The 13,187-nt window shown below is 72.3% G+C and carries 17 protein-coding genes and 1 tRNA gene; 10 read left to right on the top strand and 8 right to left on the bottom strand.

The window, feature by feature from the left end:
* Positions 1-33: 33 nt before the first annotated feature.
* The gene (locus ONA70_RS28270; RefSeq protein ID WP_265009526.1) at positions 34-678 is read right to left on the bottom strand and encodes a zf-HC2 domain-containing protein; all 645 of its coding nucleotides are present in this window, start codon (positions 676-678) and stop codon (positions 34-36) included.
* A gap of 108 nt (positions 679-786) precedes the next feature.
* On the opposite strand from ONA70_RS28270, the gene ONA70_RS28265 reads away from it, so the two are divergent.
* Genes ONA70_RS28265 through ONA70_RS28250 form a run of 4 tightly spaced genes read left to right on the top strand, consistent with a single transcriptional unit; the run spans position 787 to position 3,740 of the window.
* Positions 787-1,374, top strand: a complete 588-nt coding sequence (locus tag ONA70_RS28265; RefSeq protein WP_319958964.1) for a sigma-70 family RNA polymerase sigma factor — start codon at positions 787-789, stop codon at positions 1,372-1,374.
* Positions 1,375-1,376: 2 nt separating this feature from the next.
* Positions 1,377-1,931 carry a MauE/DoxX family redox-associated membrane protein gene (locus tag ONA70_RS28260; RefSeq protein WP_265009528.1) on the top strand — a complete coding sequence of 185 codons (555 nt, stop codon included), beginning with the start codon at positions 1,377-1,379 and terminating at the stop codon, positions 1,929-1,931.
* Positions 1,924-2,640 carry a DsbA family protein gene (locus ONA70_RS28255; RefSeq protein WP_265009525.1) on the top strand — a complete coding sequence of 239 codons (717 nt, stop codon included), beginning with the start codon at positions 1,924-1,926 and terminating at the stop codon, positions 2,638-2,640. The genes ONA70_RS28260 and ONA70_RS28255 overlap by 8 nt, the downstream gene beginning before the upstream one ends.
* Positions 2,637-3,740: a hypothetical protein gene (locus tag ONA70_RS28250; protein WP_319958959.1), complete on the top strand. Its 1,104-nt coding sequence runs from the start codon at positions 2,637-2,639 to the stop codon at positions 3,738-3,740. The genes ONA70_RS28255 and ONA70_RS28250 overlap by 4 nt, the downstream gene beginning before the upstream one ends.
* A gap of 62 nt (positions 3,741-3,802) precedes the next feature.
* Here the strand turns inward: ONA70_RS28250 and ONA70_RS28245 are convergent, their stop codons facing one another.
* The 4 genes from ONA70_RS28245 to ONA70_RS28230 are packed head-to-tail and all read right to left on the bottom strand — an operon-like array spanning position 3,803 to position 6,483.
* On the bottom strand, positions 3,803-4,573 hold the full coding sequence (locus ONA70_RS28245; protein ID WP_265009524.1) for an energy-coupling factor ABC transporter ATP-binding protein: 771 nt from the start codon (positions 4,571-4,573) through the stop codon (positions 3,803-3,805).
* On the bottom strand, positions 4,570-5,340 hold the full coding sequence (gene cbiQ, locus ONA70_RS28240) for a cobalt ECF transporter T component CbiQ (protein WP_265009523.1): 771 nt from the start codon (positions 5,338-5,340) through the stop codon (positions 4,570-4,572). Before cbiQ ends, ONA70_RS28245 begins: the two co-directional genes overlap by 4 nt.
* Before the next feature lie 13 nt (positions 5,341-5,353).
* Complete coding sequence (locus tag ONA70_RS28235; protein WP_265009522.1) at positions 5,354-5,764, bottom strand: PDGLE domain-containing protein; 411 nt, start codon at positions 5,762-5,764, stop codon at positions 5,354-5,356.
* Positions 5,761-6,483 (bottom strand): energy-coupling factor ABC transporter permease, encoded by a 723-nt coding sequence (locus ONA70_RS28230; RefSeq protein ID WP_265009521.1) that lies wholly within the window; start codon positions 6,481-6,483, stop codon positions 5,761-5,763. The genes ONA70_RS28235 and ONA70_RS28230 overlap by 4 nt, the downstream gene beginning before the upstream one ends.
* Positions 6,484-6,606: 123 nt before the next feature.
* Here ONA70_RS28230 and bcp point away from each other — a divergent pair, with 123 nt between their 5' ends.
* The 4 genes from bcp (at position 6,607) to ONA70_RS28210 (ending at position 8,713) form a co-directional block, all read left to right on the top strand.
* Positions 6,607-7,077, top strand: a complete 471-nt coding sequence (gene bcp, locus ONA70_RS28225; RefSeq protein ID WP_265009520.1) for a thioredoxin-dependent thiol peroxidase — start codon at positions 6,607-6,609, stop codon at positions 7,075-7,077.
* 31 nt (positions 7,078-7,108) lie between these two features.
* Positions 7,109-8,044: an HNH endonuclease gene (locus tag ONA70_RS28220; protein ID WP_265009519.1), complete on the top strand. Its 936-nt coding sequence runs from the start codon at positions 7,109-7,111 to the stop codon at positions 8,042-8,044.
* Positions 8,030-8,116: transfer RNA gene (locus ONA70_RS28215), tRNA-Leu, on the top strand. The genes ONA70_RS28220 and ONA70_RS28215 overlap by 15 nt, the downstream gene beginning before the upstream one ends.
* Before the next feature lie 66 nt (positions 8,117-8,182).
* Positions 8,183-8,713 (top strand): GNAT family N-acetyltransferase, encoded by a 531-nt coding sequence (locus tag ONA70_RS28210; RefSeq protein WP_265009518.1) that lies wholly within the window; start codon positions 8,183-8,185, stop codon positions 8,711-8,713.
* 15 nt (positions 8,714-8,728) lie between these two features.
* On the opposite strand, the gene ONA70_RS28205 is transcribed toward ONA70_RS28210, so the two are convergent.
* Both ONA70_RS28205 and ONA70_RS28200 read right to left on the bottom strand, forming a co-directional pair.
* Positions 8,729-9,037 carry a hypothetical protein gene (locus ONA70_RS28205; protein ID WP_265009517.1) on the bottom strand — a complete coding sequence of 103 codons (309 nt, stop codon included), beginning with the start codon at positions 9,035-9,037 and terminating at the stop codon, positions 8,729-8,731.
* A gap of 67 nt (positions 9,038-9,104) precedes the next feature.
* Positions 9,105-9,938, bottom strand: coding sequence for a class I SAM-dependent methyltransferase (locus ONA70_RS28200; RefSeq protein ID WP_265009516.1), 834 nt, complete (start codon positions 9,936-9,938; stop codon positions 9,105-9,107).
* A 127-nt stretch (positions 9,939-10,065) separates the two neighbouring features.
* Between ONA70_RS28200 and ONA70_RS28195 the strand changes: the two genes are divergently transcribed.
* Both ONA70_RS28195 and ONA70_RS28190 read left to right on the top strand, forming a co-directional pair.
* Complete coding sequence (locus ONA70_RS28195) at positions 10,066-11,139, top strand: LCP family protein (protein ID WP_265009515.1); 1,074 nt, start codon at positions 10,066-10,068, stop codon at positions 11,137-11,139.
* 110 nt (positions 11,140-11,249) lie between these two features.
* Entirely contained in the window at positions 11,250-12,803 is a 1,554-nt protein-coding gene (locus ONA70_RS28190; RefSeq protein WP_265009514.1) for a sugar transferase, read from the top strand.
* Between the two features lie 60 nt (positions 12,804-12,863).
* Here ONA70_RS28190 and ONA70_RS28185 read toward each other — a convergent pair.
* A partial coding sequence (locus ONA70_RS28185) for an NAD(P)-dependent oxidoreductase (RefSeq protein WP_265009513.1) occupies positions 12,864-13,187 on the bottom strand: 324 nt, incomplete at its 5' end.

Raw genomic sequence — 13,187 nt, 5'->3', positions numbered from 1 at the left:
TTTCCCGACCGCGCGGCGATCGGCTAACCCGCCTCATCCGCGCCCCGGAACGACGGCCGTGGGCAGCCGGCGCCCCGGCTCCCCGCTGACCCGGCCCAGCGCCCAGAGCAGCCCGGCCTGCACCACGGCGGCCAGGTGGCCCAGCTCGTGCACCACGGCGGTGGTCGAGGCGGCGATGTCCACCGCGCTGGTCCCGGCCAGGCAGACGGCCAGCACCAGCGCCACCGGCAGGAAGGCCCGGGCCCGTTCCGGCCGCCAGGCGGCGAGGGCGAAACCGACCGCGAGCGCCGCGTCGAAGGAGGCCATCTCCCGGCCGGTGTGCGGGTCGGCCTCGACGCCGAGCCCGGCCAGCAGGATCGGCAGCGCGACGGCGAGCTGGGCGACGGCGGCCACCGCGACCGCGACCCGGAGCACCTGGCGGCGGGCCCGCACGGCGGCCGCCGCGCCGTCCCGCGCCGCCGTCCGGTCCGCGGCCACCGCGGCGAGCACCGGGGCGGTCAGATCGGGTACGTCCACCGCCCGCACCCGGGCGAGCCGGGTCACCCGCTCGGCGGAGGCCAGCCAGGCGCGGCAGCCCGGGCAGGCGGCGGTGTGCGCGTCCAACGCCCCGGCCGGCGCCTGCGGGTCCTCCCCGTCCAGCCGGGCGGAGAGCGCCAGGCGTACCTCGTCGCACGTCATGAGGGGGTAGTCGGGAGGCCGGCCCGGAAAGTTCCCGGCGTGGGCGGGACCACGGAATGGGCCGAAGGACCCTGTCCGGTCCAGATACGCCGCGTAACCTCGTCTGTCGTGATCCCTGCCCAGCGCGACGCCTCCGCCGACCGCCGTCCGGCGGCGCCGGACCCTGCGCGCGACCAGGTGACGGAGTGGGCGCTGGCCGCCGGTACCGGAGACCCGATCGCGCAGGCCGCCTTCGTCCGGGCCACCCAGGCCGAGGTGTGGCGCTTCGCCGCCGCCCTGGTCGACCCGGACAGCGCCGACGATCTGACCCAGGAGACGTACCTGCGGGCATTCCGGGCGCTGCCCGGGTTCGAGGGGCGTTCCAGCGCGCGTACCTGGCTGCTCGGTATCGCCCGACGGGCCTGCGCGGACCACCTGCGCACGGTGGTCCGCCGGCGGCGGCTGGACGAGCGGCTGGCCGCGCACGCGGCCACCGACCGCCCGTACCCCGACCCGGCCGGGCAGCTCGGCGCGACCGACCTGGTCCGTCGGCTCCCCGCCGAGCGGCGCGTCGCGTTCGTGCTCACCCAACTGCTCGGCCTGTCGTACGCCGAGGCCGCCGCGGTGGAGGAGGTGCCGGTGGGCACCATCCGCTCCCGGGTGGCGCGGGCCCGCGGCGACCTGATCGACGCCGTCGGCGACGCGCTGGCCGGATGACCATGGAACCGTCCGCGGCTCCCGAGCGACTAACCACCGTGACCGAACCTCGCATTCGGGCCACCCGCTGGTCCCTCCTCCGGCCCTGGCTCGGCATCGCCGTCCGACTCGGGCTGGCCGCCGTCTGGTTGTTCGCGGGTGGTGCCAAGGTCAGTGACCTGGGCGCCTCCGGCCGGGCGGTGAACGCCTACCAGGTCATGCCGTACGACGTGGCCGCCGTGATCGGGGCCGCGTTGCCCTTCGTGGAGCTGGCCCTCGGCGTGCTCCTGCTCGTCGGGCTGGCCACCCGGCTGGCCGCCGGCATCTCCACGGCGCTGCTGGTGATCTTCATCACCGGCATCGCCTCGGCCTGGGCGCGCGGCCTGGCCATCGACTGCGGGTGCTTCGGCAGCGGCGGCCAGCTCGCCGCCGGCCAGGCCCCGAGCTATCTCCCGGAGATCCTCCGGGACCTGGGATTCCTGGTACTGGCCGGGTTCCTGCTGATCTGGCCCCGCACCCCGTTCTCCGTGGACGGCTGGCTGGCGGGCGAACCACCCGTGGAGGGCGAGGATGAGTAGTCGCAAGGGGCAGAAGAACGCCGCCCGGGTGGTCCGGCAGCAGATCGCCCAGGAGAAGCGACGCAAGCGCACCTTCTGGACCACCATCACCGCGGTGCTGGTGCTGCTCATCGCCGGCGGCATCGGCTGGGCCGTCTACTCCACCCAGAAGCCGACCAACTTCACCGCCCCGCCCGGCGCCAGCTCCGACGGCACCGGCATCGTCGAGGGCAGCGGACCGGTCACCATCGACCTGTACGAGGACTACCAGTGCCCGGCCTGCAAGCACTTCCAGGAGGCCAGCGGCCCGACCGTCAAGCAGCTGGTCAGCGAGGGCAAGGCGAAGGTGGTCTTCCACCCGGTCGCCTTCCTGAACCGCTTCTCCACCACCGAGTACTCCACCCGCTCCTCGGCCGCCTCCGGTTGCGCGGCGAAGGGCGGCAAGTTCACCGAGTTCACCGACCAGCTCTTCGCCAAGCAGCCACCGGAGAACAGCGCCGGGCTGAGCAACGCCGAGCTGATCGACATCGGTGCGGGCGTCGGGCTGAACAAGGACGACTTCGGCTCCTGCGTCAACGCCGGCACGTACAAGTCGTGGACCGGGCACGTGACCGAGGAGGCCAGCAAGGACGGCATCACCGGCACCCCGACGATCAAGGTCAACGGCTACGAGATCAAGGACCCCACCCCCGACGGGATCAAGGCGGCGGTGGCGGCGGCCCACAAGTGATCGCCGTACCGCTGCGGCGGGCGGGGCTGGTGGTCACCGCCGCGCTCGCCGCCCTGCTCGCCCTCGCCACCCCGGCCGCCGCGCACGGCGCGGACGCGCCCGACGCCACCGACTACCGGGCGCAGGTCAGCACGCTCAGCCCCGCCCCGCGCGGGCTCACCGCCCGGATGGTCGAGGCCGGCGCCCGGCTGGAACTCACCAACACCACCGGGCGGGACGTCGAGGTGCTCGGCTACTCCGGTGAGCCGTACCTGCGGATCGGGCCCGGCGGGGTGTACGAGAACAGCCGCTCCCCCGCCACGTACCTGAACCGGACCCTCGCCGGGGACACCCCGCTCCCCGCCGAGGCCGACCCGGCCGCGACGCCGGTCTGGCGCAAGGTCTCCGAGGACCGGTCGGCCCGCTGGCACGACCAGCGGGCCCGCTGGCTGGAGTCCGACCTGCCGGCGCAGGTCACCGCAGACCCGACCCGGGAGCAGCGGGTCCGGGACTGGGTGGTGCCGCTGCGCGACGGCGACCAGGCGATCGAGGTACGCGGCACCCTGGACTGGGTGCCGCCGCCGGACCCGTACCCCTGGTGGGTGGCGGGCACGCTCGGCTTCCTGCTCGTCGGCGCGGCCGGGCTCGTCCCCGCCGGCACCCTGGCCGGGGCCCGCGCGCTGCGCGGGGTCGGCGCCCTGCTCGCCCTCGGCGGGCTGGCCGCTGTCACCTCGAGCGTCGGGCGGGCGCTGGACGCCGGCGCCGACGGCGTCGGCGGGGTGCTGGTCGGCCTGCTCGGCGGCCAGACCTGGGCGCTGCTCACCGGGCTCGGCGCACTCGTCGCCGGCGGGTACGCCCTCGCCCGGCGCCCGGCCGCCGACTTCGCGCTCGCCCTGGCCGGGGCGTGCCTGGCGCTGTTCGCCGGGGTGGCGAACCTGGCCGTGCTGTCCCGCTCGGTGGTGCCGGCGCCCTGGCCGGCCGGCCTCGCCCGGATCCTGGTGACCCTCGTGCTGGCCGCCGGGGCCGGCGCGCTCGCCACCGGCCTCCTCCGCCTACACACCGCCTCCCGCACCGCCCACCGCGCCCCTCACCCCACCCACCCCACCCCCGTCCCCCACTGACCCGACGCCCCAAGGCTCGGCGATCTTGCCGAGGCGGGCGGGTGGGGACCTGAGGGGTGGGGTCAGGGGTGGGGGGTGGTGTGGGGGTTGAAGGCGTAGGGGAGTTCCAGGCGGTGGGCTGCCAGCAGGGGCTCGTCGGTGAGGATGTCGAGGGTGGGGGCGTCGGCGACGATCCGGCCGGCGTCGAGGATCACCGAGCGGGTGCAGAGCTCCGCCGCGTACGGCAGGTCGTGGGTGACCATCAGCAGGGTCACCGGGAGCCCCCGGAGGATCTCGGCCAGCTCCCGCCGTGCCGCCGGGTCCAGGTTCGACGACGGCTCGTCGAGGACCAGGATCTCCGGGTGCATGGCAAGCACGGTGGCCACCGCCACCCGACGACGCTGACCGAAGGAGAGGTGGTGCGGCGCCCGGTCCCGGTGCTCGCTCATCCCCACCGCCGCGAGGGCCTCGTCGACCCGGGCGGCCAGTTCCGCCCCGCGCAGCCCCAGGTTCGCCGGACCGAACGCGACGTCCTCGGCGACGGTGGGCAGGAAGAGCTGGTCGTCGGGATCCTGGAAGACGATGCCCACCCGGCGGCGGATCTCGGCGAGGGTGTCCCGGTCCCGGCTGGCCGTCAGGCCGCCGACGCTGACCGTGCCCTCGGTCGGCGTGAGGATGCCGTTGAGGTGCAGCACCAGGGTGGTCTTGCCGGCGCCGTTCGGACCGAGCAGGGCCACCCGGTCACCGCGCGGCACGGTCAGGTCCACCCCGTGCAGGGCGACGTGACCGTCCGGGTACGCGTACCGGACGCCACGGACGTCCAGGGAGGGCGGCTGCTGCACGTACCCGATCATGTCAGGACCACCGCGACGACGGCGATGGTGGCCGCGATCACCGGCACCGTCGCGGCGGCCGCCCACTGGCCCGCCGTGGCCGCGCCGGCGCCCTGCCAGACCGCCGGCATCCGCCCGGTGTAGCCGCGCGACAGCATGGCCAGGTAGACCCGCTCACCACGCTCGAAGGCCCGCAGGAAGAGCGCGCCCACCCCGGCCGCGAAGCCGCGCAGCTGCCACAGGAACCGCGGGTCGTCGCCCCGGGACACCCGGGCCACCCGCATCCGCCGGGCCTCGCCCACCAGCACGTCCAGGTAGCGGAGCATGAAGGTGGCGATCTGGGTGAGGACCTGCGGGCAGCGCAGCCGGTCCAGGCCGACGATCAGGTCCCGCGTCGTCGTGGTCGCCGCCAGCAGGAGCGACGCGAGTACGCCGAGCGTGCCCTTGGCCAGGATGTTCCACGCGCCGTGCAGCCCGTCCACCGACAGGCCCAGCCCGGCCACCTCGACCCGGTCCCCGGTGCCGAAGAACGGCAGCGCGAACGCGAACAGGACGAACGGCAGCTCGATCAGCGCCCGGCCGAGCAGCCAACGCGGGCCGACCCGGGCCAGCGCGGCCACGGCGGCGACCAGCAGGGCGTACCCGCCGAAGGCCCAGTACGCCTCCCGGGGCGTGGCGACCACCGCGACGGTGAAGAGCACCATCGCGGTTATCTTCACCTCGGGCGGGAGGCGGTGCACCGGGGAGGTGGACTCGCGGTAGAGCACGTGCGCGTGCCCGGCACCCATGACGGCCCGCCGCTCAGCGGGTGCCGGCGGCGGGCGACGCCGGCTCGTCGACGGCGTCATCCGCCGGCTCGGTCGACCGGTCGACGGCCGGGCCGCGGCGCCGGGCGAGCCAGAACACGCCGCCGCCGAGGGCGAAGGTGATCAGCACGCCGAGCACGCCGGAGAGGCCGGTGGAGAGGAAGCCGTTGCTGATCCCCCGGACGCCGTAGTCAGCCAGCGGACTGTCGGCCAGCTCGTGGTCCTTGCTCTGCTGGGCCGGGCAACTGCCACCGGTGATCTCCCCCTCGGCGTTGACCGTGCAGCCCTTGAGCAGGGACGAGTCCAGCCCGTCCGGGTGCGGGGAGGCGTAGTTGCTGACCACGCCGGCGAGCAGCAGGGCGACCAGCAGACCGCCGACGAGGAAGGGCCAGGAACGCTTGCTCATCGGGCACCTCCGGCGGCCGGGACGGCGGGAGTGATCGGCGCGGCCGGCTTGCGGGCGCGCAGCGCGTACACCAGATCGGGGCGCACCTTGGCGACGGTGACCACAGTGGTCGCGGTGATCAGGCCCTCGCCGATGCCGATCAGCAGGTGGACGCCGGCCATGGTGCCGGCCAGCCCGGCCAGGTTGCCGCCCAGGTCGGTGGTGCCGCCCAGCCAGTACTCCAGCACGAAGCCCTGGCTGGCGACCACCACGCTGACCAGGGCGGAGACGAAGGCGGTGACGGCGAGGCCGGCGTTGGTGCGTGGCAGCACCCGCAGCAGCAGCGCGATCAGCAGGTACGCGGCGGCGGTGCCGAGCAGCGCCATGTTGGTGATGTTGAGGCCGAGCATGGCCACCCCGCCGTCCCCGAAGACCAGGGCCTGCACGACCAGCACCACGGCGACGCAGAGCGCCCCGACCCAGGGGCCGACCAGCAGCGCGGCGAGCGCGCCGCCGAGCAGGTGGCCGCTGACCCCGGCGGTGAAGATCGGGAAGTTGAGCATCTGCACGGCGAAGATGAACGCGGCCACCAGGCCGGCCATCGGGGCCAGCCGGTCGTCGAGGTCACGGCGCCCGCGCAGCACGCAGAAGGTGAGCGCGGCGAGCGCGAGCGCCGCGAAGATCGCGGCGACGGGACCGTCGATGATCCCGTTCGAGATGTGCATCGCCAGGGTTTCCACCCGCTGAGCTTATTTGTGAGTGGCCGCTGTTGCCAATCCCTTGCAACAAGCCATGGTGATCATCACGCGGGCCGGCGCGTCACCGTCCGCCCCGGGCGCCACGGCGGCGGTATCGTCACGGCCATGACCGACCGCCTCAACCCCGGCGACCCCGCCCCCGAGTTCACCCTCCCCACCGACAGCGGCGGGACGCTCTCCCTGGCCGACCTGCGCGGCCGCAAGGTCATCCTGTACGCGTACCCGGCCGCCATGACGCCCGGCTGCACCAAGCAGGCCTGCGACTTCCGGGACTCGCTCGCCTCCCTCCAGGCCACCGGCTACGAGGTGGTGGGCATCTCGCCGGACAAGCCCGAGAAGCTGGCCAAGTTCCGCGACCGGGACGCCATCACCTTCCCGCTGGTCGCCGACACCGACAAGGCGGTGCTCACCGCGTACGGCGCCTACGGCGAGAAGCAGATGTACGGCAGGACCGTCACCGGCGTGATCCGCTCCACCTTCGTCATCGACGAGGACGGCAAGATCGAGCGGGCGCTCTACAACGTCAAGGCCACCGGCCACGTCGCCAAGCTGCGCCGGGACCTCGGGCTCGACTGAACCTGTCGCACGCCGCCGCTACCGTCCGCACATGCCTCGGTACAAGTACTCTCCCGAGACGCTGGCGGCAGCGGCGGCGCAGGCGCGGAGCATCGCGGAGGTGCTGCGGCTGCTCGGCGTACGGATGAGCGGCGGGTCGCACGCGCACATCAGCCGGCAGCTCAAACGCTTCGGCATCGACACCTCCCACTTCACCGGTCAAGGACACAACCGGGGACGGCAAGGGCCGCGACAGGCTCCGTCCGAGGTCCTGATAGAACTGCCGCCCGGATCCGGAAGAACGCCCGGCTTCCGGCTAAGGCGTGCCCTGGCCCTCATCGGGGTGCCCGAACGGTGCGAGAACTGCGGCTTGGGGCCAATGTGGCAGGGCAGACCCCTCATCCTCCACGTCGATCACATCAACGGCGACCGGTTGGACAACCGGCCGCCGAACCTGCGAATGCTCTGCCCGAACTGCCACAGCCAGACCGACACTTACGCTGGGCGGGCGCGGGTTCAACCACCTGCGGCAGACCCGCCGCTTCTGGCCCCGGCCGAGAACGCGCCGACAAGAAACGCGCCGACAAGACCCGAGGCGCACAAGACATCACCCACCGACGGAGTTCTCACCCTGATCCAACGTGTCAGCGACGGGCAACTGACGACGGTGGAGGCCGCTCGCCTCCTGGGCTGCACGAGGGATCACGTTGGGAGAATCCGCCGACAACTGGAAGCGACGGGAAGCATCTCAGCGGTGCCGCGCATCCGTGACCGTCCTGTGCGACAACGGTTCCGGGAGTCGGTAATCCGCTTCGCGCTCGACAACCCGCAATTCGGCTCCCGACGGATCGCGCTCGGCCTCGCCGACGCCTCCGGCGGTGAACCCGTGATCAGCCACCGAACGGTCCTGCTGATCCTGAAGGAGGCTGGGCTTACCACCCCCGAGGCCCGACGCTCTAGACTCAGCAGGTCCGCGGGAGTGGCGTAATAGGCAGGCGCGATAGGTTTAGGTCCTATTGTCCGAAAGGACGTGGGGGTTCGACTCCCCTCTCCCGCACCAAACTGTGGTGTCGTGAGGATCACGAAGTTGGGTTCACGCCGCGCCGCTCCCCCGAGGATGGCGGGCGTGGACCTGCGCTTCGTACTCGATCCCGAGCTGACCCCGGCGCTGCGCGAGCAGCTCGTCGACCTGTGGGTGGACGTCACCAACGGCGGTGGCGCAGTCGGCTTCGTCGCCCCGGTGACCAGGGCCGAGGTCCGGCCGGTCGCCGAGCGGACCTTCGCCGACGTCACCGACGGCCCGGACCGGCTGCTGGTCGGTTACGTCGGCGACCGCCCGGTGGCGGTGCTCGTCTTCGCGGACAACCGGTTCCACCTGAAGACCCACTGGGGCATCCTCAAGCGGGTCATGGTCCACCCGGACACCCAGGGCCGGGGGTACGGCCTCGACCTCATGCGTGAGGCGGCGCGCCGCGCGCCGGAGCTGGGCTGGTCGGCGCTGCACGTCACGCTGCGCGGCGGGCAGGGGCTGGAGGCGTTCTACCGCCAGCTCGGCTACCGCGAGGTCGGGCGGCTGCCGGGGGCGCTGCGGGTGGGGCCGGGCGACGACCGCGACGAGGTCTTCATGTGGCTGGACCTGGCGGGCGCGGACGCCTGACCGGGAGCTGACGGCTCAGGCTCCGCGGGCGCGGAGCAGGCCGATGGCGACGGCGGTGAACGACGACACCTGGCCGGCCAGTTCCGGCCGGTCCCGGAGCAGGTCCTCCAGCCGGACCCGCCAGAGGCCGGCCTCGACCGGCACCCGGGCGTCGCCGTCCCGGCGCAGCCGGTCTCGGGTCTCGGTGAGGGCGGCCTGGGCGGCCGACCCGAGCAGGCCACCGAGCTCCTGCCGGACCCAGGAGAAGAGCTGCTCGTCGTGGACCGATTCGACGATCACCCGGGCGGCGTCCCAGGCCACCCGGGGGTGATGGATGACGGTCATCGCGACTCCTTCGTCGACGTGTCGCTTCGGCCATCATCGATGCTGTTGTGACCAGGCACAAGACCCGTCACCAGGCGACGCCGATCCCGTCCCCCGGGTACCAGTGGCGGAGGGGGGTCTCCCGGTAGGCGAGGAACCGCCGTCCGGTCCGTTCGGCGTGCTCGGCGAGGACGTTGGTGGCGGTGACGTTGTCGGTGAGCAGCATCGCGCCGGGGGCGAGCTTGGCCTCGATCTCCTCGAACTCGCGCTTCTCGTGGACCCGGCTGTGGTCGCTGTCGTGCAGGAAGAGGTCGACGGGGCGCTCCAGTGCGCCGATCGAGGCGATCGAGTCGCCGATGACCAGGTCGGCCACGTCGGCCCAGGGAATGGCGCGGGCGAGGTAACCGGCCTCGGGGTTGATGTCGAGGGAGGTGAGCCGGCCGGGGTGCCCCTCGGCGGCGTTGCGCAGCAGGGCGGCGGCCAGGACGCAGCTGCCGAGTCCCTTGTCGACGCCGGTCTCGACGACGTGGGCGGGTTTGCGGGCGCGGACGATGGCGTACCAGCCGACCCGCCGGGCGTAGCGGACGTGCCGGTCGGCGAGGCCGCGGCGGGCGGATGCGGCGGTGGCGGCCTCGATGTGCCCGCGCAGCTTGTCGTCGCCCTCCAGTTCGGCGAACCAGTCGCGGACCTGATGGACCGGCACGTCGCAGGAGACGCTGACCAGCCAGGCGAGGTGCTGGCGGCTCAGCTTGGTCAGGTCGTAGGTGTAGTTGTGATGTTCGCGGGAGGTGAAGAGCCAGCGGGCGGAGGTGCGCAGCACCTTGGCGTCGTGCCGGGCGACCCGGGCGAGCCGCTTGGGGAAGGCGGCGACCGGTGCCAACGGAGTGCGGGCGATGGCCCGCCGGAGCGTCGTTGCGTCCACCCGTGCGGTTGTACCAGGTCAGGGTTACCGGCGGCGAGAAGAGTTTTGATTGACCAACCGGGTGGCGGCGGCTGACCAGCCGGACGAGGGTCACCGTGACGGAGCGTGAGTCAGTAGCATCGCGCCCATGTCACGCTTCGACCAGACCGCAGAGTTCTACCCCGGCCGGGCCGTCGGAGGGGGGCAGTTCGATGACCAGGTGCCGGCCGAGCCGCCGGCGCCCCGGCGTCGCCGGGGGCGACGGATCGCCCTCATCATCTTCCTCGTGGTGGCGTTGCTCGGCGGTGGCGGTCTCATCGCGGGCGGCCTGTACTACCGATCGATCAACTCCGGCATCGAGCGCGTCGACGCCTTCAACGACGTGCCCGAGGAGTCCCGTCCGCAGGTCGTGGCGAAGGACGCCATGAACATCATGATTCTGGGCAGCGACTCCCGAGACCCGGAGAACAGCGGAGGTTCCCGGAGCGACACCATCATCGTGGCCCACCTGCCGGCGGACCGGTCGACCGCGCAGCTCATCTCGATCCCGCGGGACACCTGGGTGCCCGTGCCCCGGTCCAGGGACGGCCAGCACGGCGGCCGGGACGCCAAGATCAACGCGGCGTACGCGTGGGGCGGCGTTCCGCTGATGGTGCAGACGGTGGAGCAGTTCACGGGCGTCCGCATCGACCATGTGACCATGGTCGACTTCGCTGGTTTCAAGGAGATCGTCGACGCGCTGGGTGGTGTCGAGATCGACGTGGAGAAGGGCTTCACCACGAAGTACTCGCTGAGCGGCAGCCGGACGTTCGCGCAGGGCCGGCAGACGATGGACGGGGCCGCGGCGCTGGACTACGCGCGCGAGCGGCATGCCTTCGCCGACGGCGACTTCGCCCGAATCCGGCACCAGCAGCAGGTGATCAAGGCGATCCTGGACAAGGCCGCCTCTGGCGGCGTACTGACCAGCCCCGGCAAGTTGAACTCCTTCGTCAAGGCCACGGCGAGCGCGGTGGCGGTGGACAAGTCGCTCTCCCTGTTGGACCTTGCGGCGCAGCTTCGTGGCCTGCGAGGCGGCAATCTGGCCTTCTTCACGTGCCCCGTTAAGGGGACGGGCCGGGTCGGCAGCGAGAGCGTCGTGTTCGCGAACAACGCGAAGGCGAAGGTCCTGTTCGACGCGGTCCGCCGCGACTCGGTCTCCGAGATCATGGCTGCCGGAAAGTAGGACCCTGAACTATCTTGCCGGCTCTGGTGACGCGGCTGGCTCGCTCGTATCCTGCGATCGCCCTTGGCGTTTCACATCTCGCCAGGGGTTGTCACGGGGGAGGATCGACCATGTCACGCCAGCCGGCGATGAGTCACCCTGCTGCGAGCGCGACGCACCTCGGCGGAGGGCCGCAGCAGGCGGTGGAACATCAGGAAGAATCGATCGACGGTGCGGCGGTCACCGCGGTGATCGCCCCCGTTCGGTCGGCGAAAGAGCAGCCCGCTCCCGCGGCGCCGCGGGCGGGCCTCGACACGACCACGGTACTGCCGTACGCCAGCTCCCGGGCCTCGAAGCGCACGCGCTGGCTCCGGGCCTGGATGATGACGGCACCCATCGACGTCGTCGCGCTCCTTACCCCGCTGCTGCTGACCCAGAACTACTGGCGCGGGACGCTGGTCAACGCCGGCCTCACGGTGGCCATCTTCGCGGCCGGCGGGCTGTACCGGGCCCGCCGGCACATCAGCATCCTGGACGAACTGCCGAGCCTCAGCGGGCGACTGCTGGCGTCCGCCGCGGTGGTCGCGATCATCGCCGCCGAGCGCCATGATTCGGTGCCGTACGTGAGCGGGTTCATGCAGGACGTCGCGCTCTCCGCCGGACTGGTGATCGTCGGCCGGGCGGTCAACCGGAAGTTCATCCTCATCGCGCGCAAGCGGCGGTGGGTGGAGCACAACGCCATCATCGTCGGTAGCGGTCCGATCGGCGTGGAGCTCGCCCGGCTGCTCCGGCGCTACCCCCAGTACGGCCTGCGGTTCGTCGGCCTGGTCGACGCCCCGTCGCGGCAGGACACCGGGTCGCTTCCGCTGATCGGCAACCTCAACGACCTCGAGGCGCTCACGCGGATGCTGCAGTGCGACGTCCTGGTCATCGCCGACCCGGACTGCCCGGAGTCCACCCTGATGGAACTCCTGCTCCAGCCGGCCACCTCCCGCTGCGACCTGTGGGCGGTGCCGCGCCTCTGGGGTTCCCGGTCGCACGGTGGGCACCCCGACCACGTCGGGGCCATCCCGATCGTCAAGATCGGTGACACCACGCTCTCCGGTCCCAGGTGGCGGATCAAGCGGGCCTCGGACGTGCTCTTCGCCGCGGTGGCGTTGCTCGTGTTGAGCCCGGTGCTCCTGCTCTGCGCGATCGCGACGTTCCTCGACGGGGGTCGGGGCATCTTCTTCTACCAGGAACGGATCGGCCGGTACGGCAAGCCGTTCCAGGTCATCAAGTTCCGGTCGATGCGCCCGGTGGACGAGAACGAGTCGCAGACGAACTGGTCCATCGCCCACGATCGACGGGTCGGACCGATCGGACGGTTCATGCGCCGTACGTCGCTGGACGAACTGCCCCAGCTCTGGAACATCCTGCGCGGGGAGATGAGCGTGGTCGGGCCGCGGCCGGAACGGCCGTACTTCGTCGAGAAGTTCTCGGCCGAGTACCCCAACTACGCGATGCGCCACCGGGTGCCGGTCGGGCTCACCGGGCTCGCGCAGGTCAGTGGCCTGCGTGGTGACACGCCGATCTCCGACCGGGCGAGGTTCGACAACTACTACGTCGAGAACTGGTCGCTCTGGCTCGACATCAAGATCGTCCTGCGCACCGTCGCGGAGGTGTTCCGCGGTGGTGGCCGCTGATCTGATCGGCCTGAACCTGTGCCCCCCTGCTGCCCGGTACACCGGGTAGCAGGGGGTCATTCAGACCGCGTTGTCGGCAAGGGCCTCGGCCAGGCTCGACCGCCAGTCCGCCAGCGGCCGTAGCTTCGCGGCGGCCCAGCGGTCGTGGGCCAGGACGCTGTAGCTCGGACGGGCGGCGGGGCGGGGGAAGCGGTCGCTGGTCGTCGGCCGGATGCGGTCGGGGTCGAGGCCGCGGAGGGTGAACACGGCGCGGGCGAGGTCGTACCAGGTGGCCTCGCCCGACGCGGTGCCGTGATAGATGCCGGGGGCGGCGTGGTTGGCCAGCGCGGCGTCGGCCAACGCGACGAGCTGCTCCGCCAGCCGGTACGACCAGGTGGGTTGCCC

The organism is Micromonospora yasonensis (genome assembly GCF_026013475.1).
GTDB classification, from domain to species: domain Bacteria; phylum Actinomycetota; class Actinomycetes; order Mycobacteriales; family Micromonosporaceae; genus Micromonospora; species Micromonospora yasonensis.
Note: the sequence above shows the minus strand (reverse complement) of the source record. Positions and strands in the feature narration are given on the sequence as shown.